Here is a 21,746-nt window from a genome sequence, read left to right on the forward strand (position 1 = left end):
CCTCATTGCTCCCAGTACATTGCCTGCCCGACCGCGGCCAGCAAACGTTCGATATCCTGCGGGTAAACTTCGCCGATATTGCCAATGCGGAAGCAGTCGCTCTGCGATACCTTGCCCGGATAGATGACAAAGCCCTGCTGTTTCAGGCGCTGATAGAACTCGGTAAAACGGTAAGTGTCGGCCTTCGGCGAATAGAACGCGGTGATGATCGGCGAGTGCAAATCATCCTCCAACAAGGTTTCGAACCCCAACGCGCGCATCCCAGCCACCAGCCGCTGCTGGTTTGCCCGGTAACGAGCGTGGCGGGCATCGATCCCCCCTTCTTGCTCCAGCTCGCGCAGCGCCTGAGCAAAAGCCAGCACCGTATGCGTCGGCGAGGTAAAGCGCCATTTACCGGCGTTATCTTCCATACAGCGCCACTGAGCATACAGATCCAACGACAGCGAACGCGAGCGCCCAGCGCACTTATTCAGTTCATTGCGGCGGGCAATCACAAAGGCGAAACCCGGCACGCCCTGAATGCATTTATTTGCCGAGCTGATCAGATAATCAATGCCCAGCGCATCGACATCCAGCGGGATACCGCCGAAACTGCTCATCGCATCCACGATCAGGGTTTTGCCATTCCGCGCCGCCAGGCCTGAGACGCGCTCCAGCGGATTCAGCATCCCCGTGGTGGTTTCACAATGCACCATGGCGATATGGCTGATGCCTGCATCGCCTTTCAATACCGCCTCCATCGCCTCAACATCCGGCTCATTCACTTCACCACAGTTGAACGCATGGTGATTGATGTCCATCAACCGGGCCATTTCGATCATCCGCGCACCATAAGCGCCGTTATTGACGATCAGCAATTTGTCCTGCGGCCCCATTACCGTGCCCAATACCGCTTCGACCGCAAAACTGCCGCTGCCTTGCAACAACACTAAGGTGTAGCCCGTTGACCGAGTCGCCAGGGCCTCGAGCTTCTGACGAATGTTCTGCACCACGCCCAGGTTGTAATCTTCATCCCAGGTACAGCTATCGAACAGCATCGCTTCCTTCACCGTTTTTGAGGTGGTCAACGGGCCAGGGGTTAACAGCAAATAATCGTGCTCAGACATTTCATTCACCCAATTGGTCTATACCAGATGAGTATTATACTGACCGCAACCCGGCCTTCGGGTCAAACGCCAACCGCAGGTGAAACAAAAAATTCATCTGGGCATGTATAATGAGCGCGTGCCGTAATGCCATAGCGAGATGAAATGAAAGAACATCTGGGTGAGTTGCCCCACTACCTGCAAATCAAGGAACAGCTACAGGCGCGTATCACTCGCGGCGCGCTGCAGGCCGGCGATAAGCTGCCTTCCGAACGCGAGCTGTGCGCCATTTTCTCTACTACTCGTGTCACCGTACGGGAAAGCCTGGCGCAGTTGGAAGCCACCGGTGCCATCTACCGCGCCGACCGCAGGGGTTGGTTTGTTACGCCGGAAAGGTTGTGGTTGGATCCGACGCAGAACACCAACTTCCACCGGTTGTGCCAGGAGCAGGGGCGCACGCCGCGCACTGAGCTGTTGTCCGCCGAAAAAACCGCGGTGCCACTCGACGTCATGCGACCATTAGCGCTGGAGCCGAGTGACCCAATTTATCTGCTGCGCCGCGTACGCTATGCCGACGGCCGGGCTATTTGCTATTGCGAGAACCACTGCCTACCGCAGCGGGTGCCTGAATTGCTCAACCAGGATCTTAACGGCAGCCTGACCGAGATTTATCAGCAACGGTACAATTTGATTTACCACCGGATGCACCTGTCGTTTTACCCTACCGCCCTGCCATACGCCGCCGCCACTGCGTTGGGCGCGATGGTTGGCCTGCCCGCACTGTTGCTACGCCGATTAAACTACGACCAGCACGGGCGAATTCTCGATTTTGATATCGAATACTGGCGACATGACAGCCTGCGCATTGAGGTCGATACGCTGTGATCTCTGCACTGTGCCAAACAAAAAAGGGCGCCGCCGGTGAATGGCTGCGCCCTTGATTTGGTCAACTGACGGGATCAGTACGGGTAGTCGTGATAGCCCATTTGCTCAGAAATGTTGTGTGCGGCGGTGTGCAGACGTTTGACATAATCTGCCCTGGCATCTTCAGAGTAACGAATCGACGGGAACGAAATGCTCAGGCCGGCGGTCACTACGCCAAAGCGGTCAAATACCGGCACCGCAATACAGCGCAGCCCTTCTTCTTGCTCTTCGATGTCCTCACCCACACCTTGCTCACGCACTTGATCCAACAGCGACAGCAGCGCCCCGGCATCGGTCAGGGTATTCGGCGTGCTGCGGGTAAATTCAATCTGCGACAGAATTTGCGCCACTTCCGCCCTATCGCGCCACGCCAACAACACTTTACCGATCGCGGTACTGTGCAACGGGTTACGCCGACCGATGCGTGAATACATGCGCAGGTTATATTGCGCGTCGATTTTATGGATATAGACAATGCTGTCTTCGTCCAGCGCCCCAAGGTGAATAGCTTCCCGGGTGTGATTCGACAGTTCACGCATTTGAACATCTGCAATACGAATCAGATCGACGTTCTGCAACGACTTGGCACCCAGTTCAAACAGCTTGAGCGTCAGGGCATATTTTTCCGTTTCCCCTTCCTGCGACACATAGCCCAACGACTTCATGGTCTGAAGAAAACGGTATACGGTACTTTTGGACATCATCACCCGCTGGGAAAGCTCAGTAATGCCAATCTCACGCTCCTCGCCCAGCGCCTGCAAGATACCGAATACCTTCAGCACGGAGGAAACCGCATCCGGTTGTTTATCTGGATCTGCGTTCACCATAGTCAAAATCCTACCCAGCTTTTGTGTTTTAAGAAATTTGAACAAGGGTTTCAGTATACGCGGTACCGCAGAAGCCACGCAATCGGGCTGGGCTGAATGCACGCTGGGATCTCATCGGTTATTACAATTGAACGGAAAACTGTGGATGCAATCGCAGACGAACATGATTAGCATGGTAATACTCCCCCGGATTAATACCTTCGAGATCAACATGCGTTCTTGTACCGACGGCCTCCCCGTCCCGCAGCGCTATGGGGCAATCCTCGCCATTGCCCTCGGCATTACCGTTTCCGTGCTCGATGGCGCAATCGCCAACGTGGCGCTGCCGACTATCGCCCGCGATCTGAACGCCAGCCCGGCCAGCTCCATCTGGGTGGTGAACGCCTATCAGTTAGCCATCACCATTTCTCTGTTGTCACTGGCCTCGCTCGGCGATCTGATTGGCTATCGCCGCATCTATCAGGCCGGTTTGCTGGTCTTCAGCGTGACCTCACTGTTTTGTGCGCTGTCCGACTCGCTGACGACATTGACTATTGCTCGCGTGCTTCAGGGGTTTGGCGCCGCCGCCATCATGAGCGTCAACACCGCACTGATCCGCATTATCTATCCGCAACGTTTTCTCGGACGCGGTATGGGCATCAACTCGCTGATTGTCGCCTTTTCTTCGGCCGCCGGGCCCACGGTGGCAGCGGCAATCCTCTCGGTGGCCTCGTGGCAATGGTTGTTTGCCATCAACTTGCCGATCGGCATTGTGGCGTTGCTGCTGGGGATGAAATATCTTCCCGCCAATAGTCAAAAGAGCAGCAATCAGCGTTTCGATCCAACCAGTGCGGTGATGAACGCCCTGACTTTCGGGCTGCTGATCACCGCCATCAGCGGTTTTGCCCAGGGCCAGAGCCTGACGTTGATTTTCAGTGAAATCGCCGCGCTGCTGGTCATTGGCTTCTTCTTTGTCCGCCGCCAGCTGCGCCAGGAATTTCCGCTGCTGCCGGTAGACCTGCTGCGTATCCCGATTTTCGCCCTGTCGATGGGCACCTCAATTTGTTCCTTTACCGCACAAATGCTGGCGATGGTCTCGTTACCATTCTTTCTGCAAGGGACGCTGGGCCGCGATGAGGTCGCCACCGGGCTGTTGCTGACCCCCTGGCCGCTGGCGATTATCGTCATGGCACCATTGGCCGGGCGGCTGGTGGAGCGGATCCACGCCGGATTATTGGGTTGTATCGGCCTGGCGGTGTTTGCATTGGGGTTATTCTTGCTGGCATTGCTGCCGCATAACCCTTCCGATCTGGATATCATTTGGCGCATGGTGCTGTGCGGCGCCGGCTTCGGGCTGTTTCAATCGCCCAATAACCAGACCATTATTTCCGCCGCCCCGCGCAACCGCAGCGGCGGCGCCAGCGGCATGTTGGGTACCGCCCGCTTATTGGGGCAGACTTCCGGTGCCGCACTGGTGGCACTGATGTTCAATTTGTTCCCCACTTCCGGTACCCACGCTTCGTTGATTCTGGCCGGTACCTTTGCCACGCTGGCGGCGGCAGTCAGCAGTCTGCGCATTACCCAACCGCGTGCGCAAGCGGTAGAAAACCGTGAGCAAGCCAAATAGCAGGCATAAAAAAACCCCGGCAAGCCGGGGTTTTTTGCGTTCTTTGGGTTACTTCAGGTACTGGCCTGAACGCAGCGCTTCGATACGTTTATCGAGCGGCGGGTGAGACATGAAGAGTTCGCTGAACGACTTGGACTTGCCGTTAATGCAAAACGCCATCATGCTGCCTGCTTCCTGCGGTTCATAGCTGGTTTTCAGCCGTTGCAGCGCCGCGATCATCTTCTCGCGGCCCACCAGTTTGGCTGAGCCTGCGTCGGCATAGAACTCACGGTGACGCGAGAACCACATGGTGATGATGCTGGCCAGGATACCGAACACCAGTTCCAACACCATCGACACGGCAAAATAGATCATCGGGTTGCCGTTACCTTCCCCTTCACCGTCACGGTTACCCAGGAAGCCGGCGGCCACCTGCGCAATCAGCCGCGAGATAAAGATCACGAAGGTGTTCACGATACCCTGAATCAGCGTCATGGTGACCATGTCACCGTTAGCGACGTGACTGATTTCATGGGCGATAACCGCCTCCGCTTCGTCACGGCTCATGCTTTGCAGCAGACCGGTACTGACGGCGACCAACGAAGCGTTGCGACGCGCGCCGGTGGCGAAGGCGTTAATGTCCGGTGCGTGATAAATAGCGACCTGCGGCATAGCAATGCCCGCCTGCTGCGACTGACGACGTACCGTTTCCAGCAGCCAGTTTTCGGTTTCGTTACGCGGCTGTTCAATCACTTCCCCGCCAACGGAGCGCAGCGCCATCCATTTGGACATCAGCAGTGAGACAAAAGAACCGCCGAAGCCGAACAGACCGGCCATGATCATCAGGCCCTGAACGCTACTGGATTGGATTCCTGTCAGGCTGAGCACCAGCCCGAAAACCAACATCACCGCCAGGTTGGTGAGCAGGAACAGAGCTATACGCATCATAAAATGTTTACTTCCTCATAAATGTTAACAAAACGCTGCCTTGGATACCCTAGATCGTATGGGCATTCATCACAGTTTCAAGAGTTGCACGCCATTAACCTACTAAAAATACGAAACTTTACAAAAACGGCGCTTCAGCAATACTCCCCAAATTGTAAACGATTGTTGCGTAAAGCGGCGAGTTTTTATGGGAATTTTATCTGCGAGCCAATCGGAACAACCGAACAAAATTCCGTCCCCTGCACAGGAAGCAAAGTGTCCGCCAGCCCCAGCCGGTAAGATTTACGTCACAAAGCGCTACCCTTACCGTCGCTCCCTGATCTATTTCCTCGCCGGCGGCGACTGGGCTTACGTAATCGCAAGAAAGCGGACTGCACACCGGCCTCACACTTCGAGGGGGCGGTATTTTAACGCTGTGGTTTACGTCCCAGCCCGCCCAGATGGGTATCTGCAAAGCCGCTAGCGTATTTCAGCCCATAACCCAAGGTTCGATCAAAACCGATATGCGCGCCCCAAATCAACGCCGCCATCAACCAGTGTGGCTGTTGGGTTCCCGCAAATACCAGGCCGCACAACGCGGGCCCAATATAAGAGTGGGCAAGGTTATAGCCGATGGCCCCCGCTTTTTTACCCAATACATAGGCCAGAAAAGAGATGTCGGGGATCAGGAAACAGGTGGCAAACAATCTCCAACTGTAGTGTTGTCCGTGGTATATCACCACGGACAGTATCAACACCAGCACGGCTTCAAAACGGAGTACAGCGCGCATTGGCGGGCTTAAGTCGCTCATCGTGACCTCACAAAACGTTTAATTTCGACTCGGGGCCCTGACCGCGCCCATTAAAAAACGCACCCGAAGGTGCGTTTTTCTTTTTGGTGCTTGGCTGCGTTACTTCGCTGCCGCTGGCTGCGCCTGTTCAAGGTGCGCCAGATCCAGAGCGATATGCACGGTTTCATCCAGGTATGGGTCGGGCTCCTGGTAATCCTTCGGCAGATCCTCCAGCTTCTTCAACGGCTTTTTACCGGCGCGCTGCAGGCGGTCATTAATGCGCTGCAAACGGGTAGCGTCATCATCGTGGTTCTCTTTCTCACGCTGGGCAAGATTGAGTGAAACGATGTTGCGCTTGTCCTTCAGCGCCTTGTAATGGGCGATATCCTGCGCGATGTACTGGAACTCAGGATCCTTGGCGATACGCTGCTCGTGATCTTTCAGCAATTCAGGATCGAAAGGCTTCAGATCGCCGGTTTTGGTGTAGGTCGCCGCATTAATACTGTCCCACGGCATCGCATTGTCTTCAAAGGCTTCACCGGTTTCCGCCGGATCAATGCCGCTCGGCATCAGGATATCCGGGGTTACGCCTTTACGCTGGGTACTGCCGCCATTCACGCGGTAGAACTTCTGAATGGTGTATTGCACCGAGCCTAACGCCGGCCATTCCGGACGCAGCATCTGGTCGTAAATGCGGTTCAGCGAACGGTACTGCTGGACGGTGCCCTTACCGAAGGTCGGTTCGCCGACGATCAGCGCACGGCCGTAGTCCTGCATCGCCGCAGCAAAGATCTCGGAAGCAGAGGCGCTGAAGCGGTCAACCAGCACCACCAGCGGCCCTTTGTAGTAGGTCACGCCGTCGGTGTCCGCGTCTTCACGCACCTTACCGTTGTTGTCACGCACCTGCACCACCGGACCGCTCGGAATGAACAGACCGGACAGTGATACCGCTTCGGTCAGCGCGCCGCCGCCGTTGGTGCGCAGATCGATGATCAGGCTCTTGACGTTCTGCTTGGCCATCTTCTGCAACTGAACTTTCACATCATCGGTCAGGCCAACGTAGAAGCCTGGGATGTCCATCACCGCGACTTTCTCTTTGCCGACGGTCTTGATGGTCATCTTCACCGCGCGATCTTCCAGACGAATACGCTCACGGGTCAGTGTGACCACGCGGGTTTTGGTACCTTTGCCCGCAGGCAGGATATCCAGGCGTACTTTGCTGCCCTTCGGCCCTTTGATCAGCGAAACCACATCGTCCAGACGCCAGCCGATAACATCAACCATAGGTTTACCCGCCTGGCCAACGCCGACAATACGGTCACCTACGGTGATCGCCTTGCTCTTCGCCGCCGGGCCACCCGGTACCATAGAATTGATCAGGGTGTAGTCGTCATCCATCTGCAGCACTGCACCGATGCCTTCCAATGACAGGCTCATCTCAGTGTTGAACTGTTCGGTATTGCGCGGGGACAGATAATTGGTATGCGGGTCGATTTCATGCGCGAAGGCATTCATCGCCAGTTGGAATACGTCTTCGCTGTTGCTTTGCGTCAGGCGCTTGATGGCGAACTGATAGCGTTTGGTCAGCGTTTCGCGAATTTCCTTGTCGGTCTTGCCGGTCAGTTTGAGGTTCAGCTCGTCATATTTGACTTTGGCATCCCACAGGCTGTCCAGTTCGGCCTTGTCTTTCGGCCACGGCGCTTTGCTGCGGTCGAGATCGATAGTGTCGTTGCCGGTGAAGCTCATTGGCTTTTCCAGCAGCGACAAGGCATAGGTGTAACGCTCAAAACGGCGTTTTTGGGCCAGATTGTACAGCGCGTATGGCGTATCCAGCTTACCGCTTTTCAGCTCTTCGCCAAGCTGGTTGCGCTTGTCGGCGAATTGCGCCACGTCGGAAGCCAGCAACACGTTATGGTTGTAGTCCAGCATATTCAGGTAACGATCGAAGATCTTGCCTGAAAAGTCCGCATCGAGGGCAAACTGGCGGTAATGAGAGCGAGTGAAGCGCGAAGTTACGCGCTCACTCACCGTTGCATGTTGCGGTTCCTGCTTAAGCTGGGGCAGTTGATCGATGCGGATGTTGGCTGTGTCCGCTCCGTAACTGACGCCCGCCCACAACAGACCCGCGACTGCTGTTAATCTGACAAATTTGTTCATGCCTTGGTTGGCCTCCGTATCAGAACTGCAAGTGTTCTGCGCGCACAATCATCGCCAGACCGGAAGAGAGCTGCACACGTACGCCATCTTTAGCGATTTCGAGTACGGTAGCATCCATCGCGCTCTTGCCTGCTCTGACTTTGATTTCTTGGCCAATTTGCAGTTTAGAGATATCCGTGACTGGCACATGGCGCTGCTGGCTTTCCTCTTTGACTTCACGAGGTTGACGAGCGGGCTGTGGGCGAGTTTGTGGGCGTGGCTTGCGGTTCTCCGATGCGGCTCCGCCTTCGCGACGTGCAGCAGGTTTTTTACCGGCTGGACGTGGACGACGCGGTTGCGCATCGGCTGATTCGCCGGCAGCTTCACGTTTTTTGGCGTTTTGTTCGGCACGCTGTGCCTGAACGCGCGCTTTCGCTTCTTCAAGCTGTTGGCGGGCATGATCGACATGCTGCTGTTCGAGTTCACCGCACGGGTTGCCGTCTAAATCGACGCGCTGCGCGCCAACTTTGACGCCGTACAGGTAACGCCAGCTAGAGGTGTACAGGCGCAGGGCAGAACGCAATTGCGTTTTGCTGAGGTTCTCTTCCCCTTGAACACGCTCGACCAGATCCTGAAAAATACCGATTTTCAACGGGCGAGCTTCGCCCTCGGCGCTAAAGCAGAGCGGAAAACGCTCGGCAAGAAAAGCAATGACTTCTTTACTAGAGTTCAACTTAGGTTGATTTTCCATGAAATTTCCTGATTACAACGGGTTTGCCAACCAGCGCAGGCATGAACAGGCGTCATTATAATGACGCCATCGGTAAATGCCACGTTAACCGTAGATCAACTTGCTGCCACAGTGACATATTTCGCACTATCACACTGTTCCAGCTGCGCACAAAGCCCCGCCACCACTGCTTCCAGGCCCCTTTCGTCCTGTTCGTCGAAACGTTGATAAACTGTGCTGTCGATATCGAGAACGCCGATAATCTGACCGCTAACATTCAGCGGCAGCACAATTTCTGCATTACTGGCTGCGTCACAGGCGATATGGCCTGGGAACGCATGGACATCACCAACACGTTGCACGCGGTTTTCCGCCACGGCAGTCCCGCACACGCCCTTGCCTACCGGAATACGTACGCAGGCGATCTTCCCCTGGAACGGACCGAGCACCAATTGCGCACCGTCCATCAGATAAAAACCGGCCCAATTGACGTCATCAAGGCGCTCGTTGATCAACGCACTGGCGTTGGACAACGCGGCGATAAAGTTGGTTTCCCCGTCAAGCAGCGCGCACAAATCACGTTTTAATTCCGCGTAGAATTGTTCTTTTGTCATGTGTTAACCATTAATACCGTGAAGATGGCCAGAAGCCCAAGTCTTAAGCCCTATAAAATAAGCATTAAATGCCTATAGCCACAAGGTTAATCATCTGTTGCTTCACAAAACCCTACCGGGCAAGGTATGTTTGCCGGTCTGAAACCCTGTTTTGCCGCCCGGCGCTTGAACCGATGAGCACGGACAGATTTATTTTTCAGCTACGCTAACTGTTGCGGCGAGCTTTAGGGCAGCTTTTCTCATGATGAAAATACACGCTATCACCGGCCCACTTTCCAAAGCACGCCACCAGCGCTGTTGCGAATGCGACCTGCTGTTTGTGTTGCCGCCGCTGAGCGGCAAACAGGCAGCCTACTGCCCGCGTTGTGATGCGAAGGTGGTCAGCGGACGCGACTGGTCGATGACCCGACTGACCGCCATGGCGGTCACCATGTTGCTGCTGATGCCCTTCGCCTTCAGCGAACCGCTGATCAGCATCCGCTTGCTGGGCGTACGTATCGACGCCAGCCTGCTGGAAGGCATCTGGCAGATGAGCCGCCAGGGTGATCCTATCACCGCCAGCATGGTGGCGTTCTGCACCATAGGTGCTCCACTGACGTTGGCGCTGTCACTTCTGTACCTGCGTTTCGGCCATGCGCTGGGCATGAACCTGCGCCCGGTGCTGCTGATGCTGGAACGGTTAAAAGAGTGGGTGATGCTCGATATCTATTTGATTGGCATGGCCGTGGCAACCATCAAGGTCAAAGAGTATGCCGATATCCAGGCCGGCAGCGCCCTGATCGCCTACCTGTCACTCACCCTGCTCAGTATTCTGACGCTGATCCACGTCAATCTGGAACAGCTGTGGGAACGCTACTACCCGCAAGAGCAACCAGAGGGCCCGCCGAAGGCACTGCATATTTGTCTGTCGTGCCATTTCACCGGTTATCCCGATGAGCGCGGACGCTGCCCGCGCTGCCATGTGCCCATGTGTCACCGTCAGCCCTACAGCCTGCAAAAAACCTGGGCGGCGCTGATTGCGGCAATGATTTTACTGATCCCGGCCAACCTGTTGCCGATATCGATCATTTACGCCAATGGCGCCCGGATGGAAGACACTATATTCTCCGGGGTGGTGTCACTGGCAAGCTCCGGCAATGTGCCGATCGCCGCCATCGTCTTCATCGCCAGCGTGCTGGTGCCCTTTACCAAGGTCATTGTGCTGATCACGATATTGTTCAGTATTCATTTCAAAACCTCGCACAGCCTGAAAACGCGCATTCGCTTGCTGCGGCTGGTGACCTGGATCGGCCGCTGGTCAATGCTCGATTTATTCGTTATTGCACTGATGATGTCGCTGGTGAACCGCGACCAGTTGTTATCTTTTACTATGGGACCGGCAGCCTTTTACTTTGGGTCTGCGGTTATTTTAACTATTCTTGCCGTAGAGTGGCTGGATAGCCGATTGATTTGGGATGCACATGCAACAGGAAACGCCGAATACACCGACTGAAGCGCGGGTCAAAAACAAGCGCCGCATTTCGCCATTCTGGTTACTGCCGTTTATTGCCCTGCTGATTGCGGGGTGGCTGGTCTACAGCAATTTCCAGGAACGCGGCACCACGGTGACCATTGATTTTCAGTCTGCGGCAGGCATCGTCGCTGGCCGTACACCGGTGCGCTATCAAGGGGTAGAAGTCGGCACCGTACAGAGCATCAGCCTAAGCAAGGATCTGCGCAGCATCGTGGTCGAAGCCAGCATCAAGAGCGATCTGGAAGACTCTCTGCGCGACGGCACCCAATTTTGGCTGGTTACGCCAAAAGCCTCATTGGCGGGTGTGTCAGGCCTGGATGCGCTGGTCGGCGGCAACTACATTGGCATGATGCCGGGCAGCGGGCAGCCGCAAACCCACTTCACCGCCCTCGATACTCAGCCCAAATACCGGCTGAACACCGGCGAGCTGATGATTCACCTGCATGCCGACGATCTGGGGTCACTCAATACCGGCTCGCTGGTCTATTACCGCAAAATTCCGGTCGGCAAGGTGTATGACTACACCATCTCCGAAGGGAATAAAGGCGTCACTATCGATGTGCTGATCGATCGCCGCTTTGCCAATCTGGTGAAGGGCAACAGCCGTTTTTGGAACGTTTCCGGCTTTAAGGGCGATTTCAGCCTGTCGGGCGCCTCGGTGCAGATGGAAAGCCTGGCCGCGCTGGTTAACGGCGCCATCGCTTTTGATTCACCGCTCGACGGTCAACAGGCCAAGGCCGATCAAAGTTACACCCTCTACCCGGATCTGGCGCACAGCCAGCGTGGCGTTAACATTACGCTTGATTTGCCCAGCGGTAACAGCCTGAGTGAAAATCACACGCCGCTGATTTATCAGGGGCTGCAGGTAGGTACTTTGACAAAACTGACGCTGGAACATGACAGTAAGGTCACCGGCGAACTGACCATCGATCCGTCGGTGGTGGATTTAATGCGCAGCGGTACGCGAATCGTCATGCGCAGCCCGCGCTTGAGCCTTAACGATGCCAAACTCAGCCAGCTGCTGACCGGCAATACGCTGGAGCTGGTGCCGGGCGAAGGCGAGCCGCAGCAGCACTTCAACGTGCTCGACAGCAGCGAAACCCTACTGCAACAGCCGGGCGTGCTGACCGTAACGCTTAACGCGCCGCAAAGCTATGGCATCGACGTCGGCCAGCCGCTAGTGGTTCATGGCGTCAAGGTCGGCCAAATAATGAGCCGCGCATTGACCGACAGCGGTGTGGTATTCACCGCCGCCGTGGAAGCCCAATATCGCCGCCTGCTGCATAAAGACAGCAAGTTCGTGGTCAACAGCCGCGTCGACGTCAAGCTGGGGCTCGATGGCATGGAAGTGCTGGGTGCCAGCGCGCAGGAATGGCTGGACGGCGGCGTGCGCATCATCCCCGGCAGCAAAGGCGATCCAGTAGGCCAGTATCCTCTGTACGGCAATACCGAAAAGGCCGAAGCCGGCATCGTCGGTAACAGCCCAACGCCGACCCTGACGCTGAACGCCGTGAGCCTGCCTGACGTTCAGGCCGGTTCGGTGGTGCTGTACCGCAAATTCCAGGTGGGCGAAATTGTTAACGTGCGCCCCAAGGCCAACGAGTTTGAAGTCGATGTTTATATCAGCCCGGAATACCGCAAGCTGCTGACCAGTGAAAGCATCTTCTGGGCCGAGGGCGGTGCCAAGGTGCAGTTGAACGGCAACGGTCTGACGGTACAGGCATCCCCGCTTAACCGCGCGTTGAAAGGCGCCATAAGTTTCGACAACCTGCAGGGCGTGACGCTGGACAAAGGCGCCAAACGCGTACTGTACGCCACGGAAACCGCCGCCCGCGCGGTGGGTAGCCAGATCATCCTGAAAACCTACGACGCCAGCAAACTGTCGCCGGGTATGCCGCTGCGCTATCTCGGCATCGATATCGGCCAGGTGGATTCGTTGAAGCTGGCACCAGAGCGAAATGAAGTGTTGGCCAAGGCGGTGCTGTATCCGGAATACGTCCAGACCTTCGCGCGCCTGGGCAGCCGATTCTCGATTGTCTCGCCGGAGATTTCCGCCGCCGGAGTCAGCAACCTCGATACTCTGCTGCAACCTTATATCAACGTGGAACCGGGTCGCGGGCGCGAGCTGCGCAGCTTTGAGCTGCAGGAAGCCAGCATCACCGACTCGCGCTATCTGGACGGTCTGAGCGTGATCCTTGACGCGGCCGAAACCGGCTCGCTGCAGATTGGTACTCCGGTGCTGTTCCGCGGCGTGGAAGTGGGCACCGTCACCGGTTTCTATCTGGGGGCCATGTCCGATCGCATCCACGTGGCGCTGCGCATCAGCAAGAAATACCAATATCTGGTTCGCAACAACAGCGTGTTCTGGCAAGCCTCCGGCTATAACCTGCAGTTTGGCCTGACCGGCGGCGTGATCAAGAGCGGCACCTTCCAGCAGTTCATTCGCGGCGGCATTGCTTTCGCCACCCCGCCAAGTATTCCGCTGGCGCCTAAGGCCACGCCGCACAAGCACTTTATGCTGAATGCGGAGGAACCTAAGGACTGGAGAGACTGGGGAACCGCCATCCCTAAAGAGTAAATAAGTCACCTTCTCAGGGGCTCAGCAATGCTGGGCCCCTACTGTTTCCAGCTTTGTGGTAAACTTCCGCCCTTATTTTGACAGCTGCCAGAGAGTTCACCCCGTGGCCAAACCTGCCTCCGTTTATTTGCCGCCCGCCTTTCTCGACGCGACGCGTGCCATCATGCCCGCCGACCTGTCGATGGACGATTTTATTGCCGCCTGCCAACGCCCGCTGCGCCGCAGCCTGCGAGTGAATACGCTGAAGATCAGCGTTGCCGACTTTTTGACGCTGGTGCAGGATTACGACTGGCAGTTGGAGCCGATCCCCTGGTGCGCGGAAGGCTTTTGGATCGAACGCAAAGACGAGGAACTGCGGCTGGGTAGCGCGGCGGAACACTTGAGCGGCCTGTTTTACATTCAGGAAGCCAGCTCGATGCTGCCGGTCAGCGCACTGTTCGCCGCAGGGGAAACGCCACGTCGGGTGCTGGACGTCGCCGCCGCGCCGGGTTCCAAAACCACTCAGATTGCGGCCTTGATGAACAACCAGGGTGGCATTGTGGCGAACGAATATTCCGCCAGCCGGGTCAAGGTGCTGCATGCCAACATCAGCCGCTGCGGGGTTAAAAACACGGCGCTCACCCACTTTGACGGGCGGGTATTCGGCGCCGCACTACCGGAAAGCTTCGACGCCATTCTGCTGGATGCACCCTGCTCCGGTGAAGGCGTAGTACGCAAAGATCCGGACGCCATGAGCAACTGGTCGCCGGAGAGCGTTGCCTCCATCGCCGAGACTCAGCGCGAATTGATCGACAGCGCCTTCCATGCCCTGGCACCGGGTGGCGTCATGGTCTACTCCACCTGCACGCTCAACGCGCAGGAAAATCAGCAGATCATCAACGGGTTGCTGGCGACCTATGGCGACGCGGTCAGCGTCGAGCCATTGGGCGAACTGTTCCCAGGCGCCAAACAGGCCCTGACCGACGAAGGCTTCCTGCACGTGTTCCCGCAGATCTACGACAGCGAAGGCTTCTTCGTGGCCCGCCTGCGCAAACATCACTCCGTGCCCGCGTTGGCGAAACCAAGCTATAAGCTGGGCAAATTCCCGTTCGCGCCGCTTTCCGCCAAGGACTCTGCTGAAATAGCCCAGGCCGCCGCTGCTTCCGGGTTGGTCTGGGATGAAACCAGCCGCCTGTGGGCGCGCGATAAAGAGATTTGGCTGTTCCCCGCCGAGCTGGAAACGTTAGTCAACAAAGTACGTTTTTCCCGCATTGGGCTGAAACTGGCCGAACGCTTCACCAAAGGCTATCGCTGGCAGCACGAAGCGGTGATCGCACTGGCGGCGGCTGACGGTAAGCAGCGCTTTGAGCTGGATGCCACACTGGCGCAGGAGTGGTATCACGGCCGCGACCTGTACCCGGACTCACCGCCGCTGACCGATGAATGTATTGTGACCTATCAGCAACAGCCACTGGGGATCGCCAAACGCATCGGCAGCCGGATAAAAAATAATCTGCCCCGCGAACTGGTTCGCGACGGCGCGTTGGATTTTCATCAGTAGATGCGCTGAAACTGGCCGGGAAATGCCGGCCAGTTAATGGCGCTAATAATATTCCGATAGGGGAATATTATTATTCTAATCATTTACCCTTTTCGGCATTATCCTCCCGACTTGCCAAATATACCGTCACCTTTCAAAAATAAAGATAATTTTTGGCTCCTGACCAAGACAATTCAGCATTCTTATTCTATTAATTAAACTGTAAATAAATTAATGCGTTTAACCCGGTTCCGGGCGGCGCTTTTGTGGGGTTCTCCCTTACACAGCAAGGAAACTAATATGAAAAAAACTCTGATGGCATTGACCTCGGTAGCCACCCTGCTGTGCGCAAACGGCGCAGCTAACGCAGCAGGCACAATTCAGGGCAACCTGGGCGTAACCTTAACCATCGGCGCGGGTTGCGTAGTCGGCGGTGGAAACAGCGCGGGTAGCGCCAACGACTTTGGCGCCATTAGCTTCGGGACTTACTCTTCCCTGTCCAACATTATTGACGCCAGCGCAACCGGTTCCGGCGGTGCAGGTACCCTGTCGCTGACCTGTACCACAGGCACCGCCTATACCGTGGCGTTGAATAACGGTCTGCACGTGGGTGCTAGTAACCAACGCCAAATGGCCAGTACGGCCGGCGCGTTAATCAAATACAACCTCTATCAGGATTCGGCACGTGCTACCGCCTGGTCCAGCGGCGCCAATGCCCTGACCGGCACCGGTACCGGCGCAGCGGTTCCATTAATTGTCTATGGTCGTGTCCCGGCGGCGGCCACTACGCCAGATCCTGATACCTACAATGATACCGTGACGATGACGGTAACCTGGTAACAGTGCGGCAAGCCCTTTTTGTTTGTGGGTTGCTGACGCTGAGCCTGGCGGTGAACGCGGATAGCAAAACCGCCACCATCGGCGTCAGTGCCACCTTGTTGAAGGCCTGTGAAGCAGGCAGCAACTCGGGCGGCAATGTCAGCTTTGGTTCGCTGGACTTTGGTACAGTCTATTTCCTCACTACCAACGTCAGTATTGCCGGGCAACAAAACGCGGGCGCCATTCGTGTCAAATGCAACAACGGCACCAGTTACAACGTCCTGCTGGGCGGCGGACAAAGCGGTAACACCGCGGCCCGTTACCTGAAAAGTGCCGCTGGCCAACAGGTGAACTACAACCTGTATACCACCAGCGCCCACAGCACCATTTGGGATAATCTGACCGGAGTATCGCAAACCGCCAACGGTCAGGATAACTGGTTACCGGTGTATGGCATGATCCCGGTGCAATCCACTCCTCCGATCGGCAGCTACACCGACACCGTGCAGGTCACCATCAATTGGTAAGGGTAATGCGTATTTTAAGCGGTGGTTTACTGCTCTGGATGATAACGCCGCCGGTACTGGGCGACACGGGTGTCAACGATCAGCAAAAAACCCAGGCGCTTACCGTCAACGCGACGGTAGTGAAAGGCTGTATTTTGGGCAGCGGCAGCAGCGATGTCACCACCTTCGGCAACCTCAACTTTGGACAGATCTCCTCGTTAGCCAGCAATATCAGCATAGTTTCCAGTTCGGGGGCCGGTTCCGTGCTGTTTCGCTGCAACCCTGGCCTGAGCGTCACGCTGGCGCTTGGCATCGGCAACAATGTCACCGGTTCTATCTCCGCCGGGCGCAAATTGAAAAATACCCTGACCCCCGAGACCCTGATTTATCAGCTTTACCAGGACAGTAATTATTCCACCATTTGGGGCGATGGCAGTAACGGCGGCACCACAGAGGTCGTCGCCGCGACCGGTAGCACCCAGGAAATAAAAGTTTATGCCCGTTTGTTCTCGACCAGTACCCTGCCCACCAGTGGCACATACAGCGATACGGTCTTACTGACGGTCACTTATTAGTATTTTGAATAAGGATTTAGCCATGCGCATACCCTTCCGACTGCCACTGACGGCAGCGCTGCTGATTGTCGGCCAACAACAGGCTCTGGCCGCCGCGTCGATCCTGATTTGGCCCATCGATCCAGTGATTGAAGATCAACAACCCGCGACGGCGCTATGGTTGGAAAATCGGGACAGCAAGCCGGTCTATATGCAAGTGCGGGTGCTCGGCTGGAAACAGACCGCCGGTAAAGACGACTACAGCAACCAAAGCGAAGTGATCGCCAGCCCGCCGGTTGCCTCAATTGCACCAGGAAAACGCCAACTGATCCGGCTGGTTAAACAAACCCCGCCGCCCGCCGGGCAGGAGCGCGCCTACCGTATTCTGATTGATGAAGTCCCGGTAAAAGATTCAGGCAGTCAATCCGCGCCAGAAGGGGCGCAGATGGGGCTGAAATTCCAGATGCGCTATTCAGTCCCGTTGTTTGTCAGCGGTAAAGGGGTCTGGACCAAGCAAGACTCAGAAAAACCGCGCGATTACGCCACCGCCAACCAGCCGCAGCTCAGCTACCGTCTGTTGCAACAGAGTAGCCAACGTTGGCTGGAGGTGCGCAACCAGGGCATCGTACATGCGCGTATCTCCAAAGTGACGATGCAGGGAAAAACGCTTAATGCCGGTCTGATGGGGTATGTGTTGCCCGGCTCGCAGATGCGCTTTGCCCTGCCGGCATCGGGCAGTTTCAGCAGCGGTCAGTTGCAAGCCACGGTCAACGATAACAAACAGCCGATAACCTTAACCGCTTATTGAGCTTGATGTGCCGTTAACCAGGATACCGTCCCCCAGGCGTAACGGGTTCGGGCTGAAGCCGTTAGCATTCGCCGTACTGTGCGCAGTGGCCACGCCGTGGCTACCGTACGCTTGCGCCGACGATTTGCCGCCGCCGCCGAGCGCCATCAGCATGCCGGATACCACCCTATATCTGGAGCCGGTGGTCAATGGTCGTCAGACCGGGAAAGTGGTGCCAGTGATCTATCGCGGCGGCCACTATTACCTCACACCGCAGCAGTTGCTCGACGCAGGCCTGCCGGTAGCGGATAAACAGGCGAAAGAAATCGCCGTCGACCAATTAGAGAAAGTGGACGTCACCTACAGCGGTGAAACCCAACAGTTGATGATCAACGTCCCCAACGACTGGCTACCCAATCAAAAATTCAACGCTCAGAACCCACTGGATCGCCTGCCGGCGCAGAGCAGCCTCGGCCTGCTGTTCAATTACGATTTGTACGCCAGCCAAAGCAGCGCCAACGGCCAGCCGGGCTCTCTTTCTGCCTGGACAGAACAACGGCTGTTCGATGGCTTTGGCGTGGTGTCGAACACCGGTATTTTCCGCGGCAGCTTTAACACCTCCGCCAACAGTGAGCAGGACAACCGTTATATCCGCTACGATAGTCAGTGGCGCTACAATGATGATGACCGCCTGCTTAGCTATACCGCCGGCGATCTCACCACCGGCGCCCTGACCTGGAGCAGTTCGGTGCGTATCGGCGGCGTCCAGCTGGCGCGTAATTTTGCTTCCCGGCCAGACCTGATCACCTATCCGCTACCGCAGTTCTCGGGCCAGGCGGCACTGCCCAGCAGCGTCGATCTGTATATCAACAGCTATAAAAACAGCAGCACCAGCGTTAACCCCGGTCCTTTCACCCTGGATACCGTGCCCTACATTAACGGCGCGGGCCAAGCCACCGTGGTCACCACCGATGCACTGGGCCGACAAGTCAGTACCGTGGTGCCGTTTTATGTCGCCAGTAACCTGTTGCAGACCGGCATGAGCGATTTCAGCCTGTCCGCCGGTGCCCTGCGACGCAATTATGGCATGAGCTCTGCCGATTATGGCCAGTGGGTGACCAGCGGCAGTGGACGTTACGGCGTCACTGACTGGTTGACTCTGGAAGGCCGCGCCGAAGGCGCAGCGGAATTGGCGGTGGGTGGCGCAGGTGCGAATATTCGCCTTGGTCAATGGGGCGTTTTCAATGCCTCGTACAGCTACAGCCAGGCCAGCGATAATGCCTTTAACGATTATCAACCTTCGCAACAACCCAACTACTACGATCCCCTGACCGGTCAACCTATCCCGCAGCCCGATCCGCAGCCGGTCTATCAATACAGCTCCAATCATGGCGATCAAAGCAGCATCGGCTATACCTACAGCAACCGCTATTACAGTCTGAATGCTCAGCGCATCCTGCGCAGTGCCGGCTTCGGTGATATTTCGGTGTATAAAAGTGACTATCGTCTGAGCCGTCGTACCGATCAACTGACCGGCAGTATCGGTCTGAACCGATTCGGTAGCATTGGCGCCGGCTATTTCGACGTCCGTGACGCCATTGGCCAACGCACTCGTCTGGTCAACTTTTCCTACAGCATCTCGCTGTGGCGCAATACCAGTCTGTATGCGTCAGTGAACCGTGAAATCGGCAGCAGCGGCTACAGCGCCCAACTGCAACTGTCCATTCCCTTCGACAGTTGGGGTACCGCCAGCGTCAGCGCCTCTCGTGACAACAACAATCGCTGGAACCAACGCGTCAGCTACAGCCGTGCCGCGCCGACCGACGGTGGTTTGGGCTGGAACCTGGCCTATGCGGACGGACAGAGCAGCGACAGCTATAGCCAGGCCGATATCACCTGGCGTACCCGCCTGCTCGAAGCCCGCGGCGGGATGTACGGCAACAGCAATGATTATACCCGCTGGGGCGAAGTGAGCGGCTCGCTGGTGGCGATGAAAGGCGACCTGTATGCCACTAACACCATCAATGACGCCTTCGCCCTGATCTCTACCGAGGGCTACCCGGACATCCCGGTCCGCTATGAAAATCAGTTAATCGGGGTGACCAACGCCAAAGGCTATTTGCTGGTGCCAACCGTCACTTCCTACTACCACGCCAAATTCCAAATCGATCCGCTCAACCTGCCTGCAGACGTGGCGGTTCCCACCGTAGAGAAAACCGTGGCAATCCGCGATCACAGCGGTTTTCTGGTCGATTTTCCCATCCAGCACATTTCCGCCGCCGACGTCAAACTGGTCGACGCCCAGGGCAAACCACTGGCTAATGGCAGTGAAGTGGCCGTTATCGGCAGCAAACAGCAAAGCTACGTCGGTTGGGATGGCATGGTCTATGTGGATCCGGTGCAATTGCAAAACCGGCTGAGCGTTATCCCGGCAGACGGCAGTGCCCCTTGCCAGGCGCAATTCAACCTGACCAAAACCCAGGGTATCCAAAGTATCGGGCCGATCGTGTGCCAGTAACTCATTATGGAGACAAATATGATCCGTGGAACCAAGGCGTTATTGCTGGCGCTGCTCTTGCTCACAGCCCGCCAGGCGCTCGCCGACTGTACCACCACCAACGGTGCCGTGACGCTGCCCGGCAGCAGCTCTTTTGCCGTCTACAACGGTTCGCTCAGCGCTCAAGGTACCGCCGGGCTCAACTGCAGCGGCCTTGGCCTGTCGCTGCTGACGCAAAACACCGTGACGGTTAAAATCAACTCGACCACCCACAATATGGCGCTGGCTAATACCGACGGTTCCGGCGATCAGATTCCTTATTTGATTTACCCCGATGCGAATTACCAATATCCCTACAGCGTCGGACAAACCATTGATTACAGTTCATTGAACCTGTTAACGCTGATCCTGATCTCGCCCAACGTCAATTTCCCGCTGTATATCAAAACTACCGCCGGGGCTAACGTGCGCGCAGGTACCTATACCGATACCGTCAACCTGGTGTGGAATTACCATATCTGCGGCCTGGGTCTGATTGGGCTTTGCATCTGGTGGGACGGCACCAATAAGCCCAGCACCGTTAACATCAGCCTGACGATCACTAAAGATTGTTTGCTGGGTACCGCGCAAAACGTCAATTTCGGCAGCATGGCATTGGTCGGTCAGTTTAATCCGGTGAACCAAAGCATCACCCTCACCTGCACTAAAACCGAGGGGTACAATACCTACTTTACCGATGGTAATAACCCCGTCACCGGATGGCGGCGAATGAAAAGTGGCACCAGCAACTATCTGCAGTATCAAATTTACCTGCCCAACACCACCACGGTGTGGAACAGCGCTAACAAGCAAGCAGGCTCTGGCACAGGGCTGGCGCAAAGCATTCCCTACCTGGCGCAAATCAACCAGGCGCAAACCGAAGTGCCGGTGGGCACCTACCAGGACAACCTGAGTTTTGTCGTGGAGTATTAAGCCCCTGCGCTAGCCGCTGAATGCTCATGTTGCCAGTTTGTATTTTTTATGTGGCATTTTTTGCTCATTTAGCTATGCTGATTAAGATGACTCAACTGGTCACACCTCATACCAGCACAGCAAGCAAGGAGTTCCAATGGGCAAAACCGTGGTGAAAATAGGCAGTTTCGAGGTTGATGACGCACATTTGTCCTCCTCGGCCGAGCAGGTCAGTACACTGGCGATCCCTTGCAAGTCGGATCCCGATTTGTGCATGCAGTTAGACGGTTGGGATGAGCACACCAGCATCCCGGCAATACTCGATGGCAAGCAATCGCTGCTGTATAAGCAGCATTACGATCGCCAGACCGATGCCTGGGTAATGCGGTTGGATTGAATGATG

19 protein-coding genes are annotated in these 21,746 nt (G+C 56.2%); 12 read left to right on the top strand and 7 right to left on the bottom strand.

Annotated elements, in window-relative coordinates; all coding sequences use genetic code 11:
* Positions 1-2: 2 nt before the first annotated feature.
* Positions 3-1,106 carry a 2-aminoethylphosphonate--pyruvate transaminase gene (gene phnW, locus NR114_RS07200; protein ID WP_256813787.1) on the bottom strand — a complete coding sequence of 368 codons (1,104 nt, stop codon included), beginning with the start codon at positions 1,104-1,106 and terminating at the stop codon, positions 3-5.
* A gap of 144 nt (positions 1,107-1,250) precedes the next feature.
* Here phnW and phnR point away from each other — a divergent pair, with 144 nt between their 5' ends.
* Positions 1,251-1,970 (top strand): phosphonate utilization transcriptional regulator PhnR, encoded by a 720-nt coding sequence (gene phnR / locus NR114_RS07205; RefSeq protein WP_048762663.1) that lies wholly within the window; start codon positions 1,251-1,253, stop codon positions 1,968-1,970.
* A 74-nt stretch (positions 1,971-2,044) separates the two neighbouring features.
* Here the strand turns inward: phnR and kdgR are convergent, their stop codons facing one another.
* Positions 2,045-2,836 (bottom strand): DNA-binding transcriptional regulator KdgR, encoded by a 792-nt coding sequence (kdgR, locus tag NR114_RS07210; protein ID WP_234529487.1) that lies wholly within the window; start codon positions 2,834-2,836, stop codon positions 2,045-2,047.
* A gap of 211 nt (positions 2,837-3,047) precedes the next feature.
* Between kdgR and NR114_RS07215 the strand changes: the two genes are divergently transcribed.
* The gene (locus NR114_RS07215; RefSeq protein ID WP_234529528.1) at positions 3,048-4,442 is read left to right on the top strand and encodes an MFS transporter; all 1,395 of its coding nucleotides are present in this window, start codon (positions 3,048-3,050) and stop codon (positions 4,440-4,442) included.
* Between the two features lie 48 nt (positions 4,443-4,490).
* Here the strand turns inward: NR114_RS07215 and htpX are convergent, their stop codons facing one another.
* The 5 genes from htpX to NR114_RS07240 all read right to left on the bottom strand — a co-directional run bounded on the left by htpX (position 4,491) and on the right by NR114_RS07240 (position 9,619).
* Complete coding sequence (gene htpX / locus NR114_RS07220) at positions 4,491-5,369, bottom strand: protease HtpX (RefSeq protein ID WP_020826553.1); 879 nt, start codon at positions 5,367-5,369, stop codon at positions 4,491-4,493.
* Positions 5,370-5,776: 407 nt separating this feature from the next.
* Positions 5,777-6,160: a DUF4260 domain-containing protein gene (locus NR114_RS07225; protein ID WP_234529488.1), complete on the bottom strand. Its 384-nt coding sequence runs from the start codon at positions 6,158-6,160 to the stop codon at positions 5,777-5,779.
* A gap of 99 nt (positions 6,161-6,259) precedes the next feature.
* Positions 6,260-8,296: a carboxy terminal-processing peptidase gene (gene prc, locus NR114_RS07230; RefSeq protein WP_020826551.1), complete on the bottom strand. Its 2,037-nt coding sequence runs from the start codon at positions 8,294-8,296 to the stop codon at positions 6,260-6,262.
* A gap of 19 nt (positions 8,297-8,315) precedes the next feature.
* Positions 8,316-9,026 (bottom strand): RNA chaperone ProQ, encoded by a 711-nt coding sequence (gene proQ / locus NR114_RS07235; protein WP_234529489.1) that lies wholly within the window; start codon positions 9,024-9,026, stop codon positions 8,316-8,318.
* 95 nt (positions 9,027-9,121) lie between these two features.
* Entirely contained in the window at positions 9,122-9,619 is a 498-nt protein-coding gene (locus NR114_RS07240; RefSeq protein ID WP_020826549.1) for a GAF domain-containing protein, read from the bottom strand.
* Between the two features lie 244 nt (positions 9,620-9,863).
* Here NR114_RS07240 and yebS point away from each other — a divergent pair, with 244 nt between their 5' ends.
* The 10 genes from yebS to NR114_RS07290 all read left to right on the top strand — a co-directional run bounded on the left by yebS (position 9,864) and on the right by NR114_RS07290 (position 21,740).
* Entirely contained in the window at positions 9,864-11,111 is a 1,248-nt protein-coding gene (gene yebS, locus NR114_RS07245) for a membrane integrity lipid transport subunit YebS (protein ID WP_234529529.1), read from the top strand.
* Positions 11,080-13,710, top strand: coding sequence for a PqiB family protein (locus tag NR114_RS07250; protein ID WP_234529490.1), 2,631 nt, complete (start codon positions 11,080-11,082; stop codon positions 13,708-13,710). The genes yebS and NR114_RS07250 overlap by 32 nt, the downstream gene beginning before the upstream one ends.
* Positions 13,711-13,813: 103 nt before the next feature.
* Complete coding sequence (gene rsmF / locus NR114_RS07255; protein WP_234529491.1) at positions 13,814-15,250, top strand: 16S rRNA (cytosine(1407)-C(5))-methyltransferase RsmF; 1,437 nt, start codon at positions 13,814-13,816, stop codon at positions 15,248-15,250.
* 279 nt (positions 15,251-15,529) lie between these two features.
* Entirely contained in the window at positions 15,530-16,069 is a 540-nt protein-coding gene (locus NR114_RS07260) for a spore coat U domain-containing protein (RefSeq protein WP_234529492.1), read from the top strand.
* A gap of 2 nt (positions 16,070-16,071) precedes the next feature.
* A complete protein-coding gene (locus NR114_RS07265; RefSeq protein ID WP_149572915.1) occupies positions 16,072-16,575 on the top strand; it encodes a spore coat U domain-containing protein in 504 nt (167 codons plus the stop codon).
* 5 nt (positions 16,576-16,580) lie between these two features.
* The gene (locus NR114_RS07270) at positions 16,581-17,129 is read left to right on the top strand and encodes a spore coat U domain-containing protein (RefSeq protein ID WP_020826543.1); all 549 of its coding nucleotides are present in this window, start codon (positions 16,581-16,583) and stop codon (positions 17,127-17,129) included.
* A gap of 22 nt (positions 17,130-17,151) precedes the next feature.
* On the top strand, positions 17,152-17,916 hold the full coding sequence (locus NR114_RS07275) for a molecular chaperone (protein ID WP_020826542.1): 765 nt from the start codon (positions 17,152-17,154) through the stop codon (positions 17,914-17,916).
* Between the two features lie 151 nt (positions 17,917-18,067).
* On the top strand, positions 18,068-20,413 hold the full coding sequence (locus NR114_RS07280; protein WP_256813841.1) for a fimbria/pilus outer membrane usher protein: 2,346 nt from the start codon (positions 18,068-18,070) through the stop codon (positions 20,411-20,413).
* Between the two features lie 18 nt (positions 20,414-20,431).
* Positions 20,432-21,364: a spore coat protein U domain-containing protein gene (locus tag NR114_RS07285; protein ID WP_020826539.1), complete on the top strand. Its 933-nt coding sequence runs from the start codon at positions 20,432-20,434 to the stop codon at positions 21,362-21,364.
* A gap of 136 nt (positions 21,365-21,500) precedes the next feature.
* Entirely contained in the window at positions 21,501-21,740 is a 240-nt protein-coding gene (locus NR114_RS07290) for a YebV family protein (protein ID WP_020826538.1), read from the top strand.
* The last annotated feature ends 6 nt before the right edge of the window (positions 21,741-21,746 follow it).

The sequence above is a fragment of the Serratia sp. Ser99 genome, from assembly GCF_024519545.1.
Classification (GTDB): Bacteria; Pseudomonadota; Gammaproteobacteria; order Enterobacterales; family Enterobacteriaceae; genus Serratia; species Serratia liquefaciens.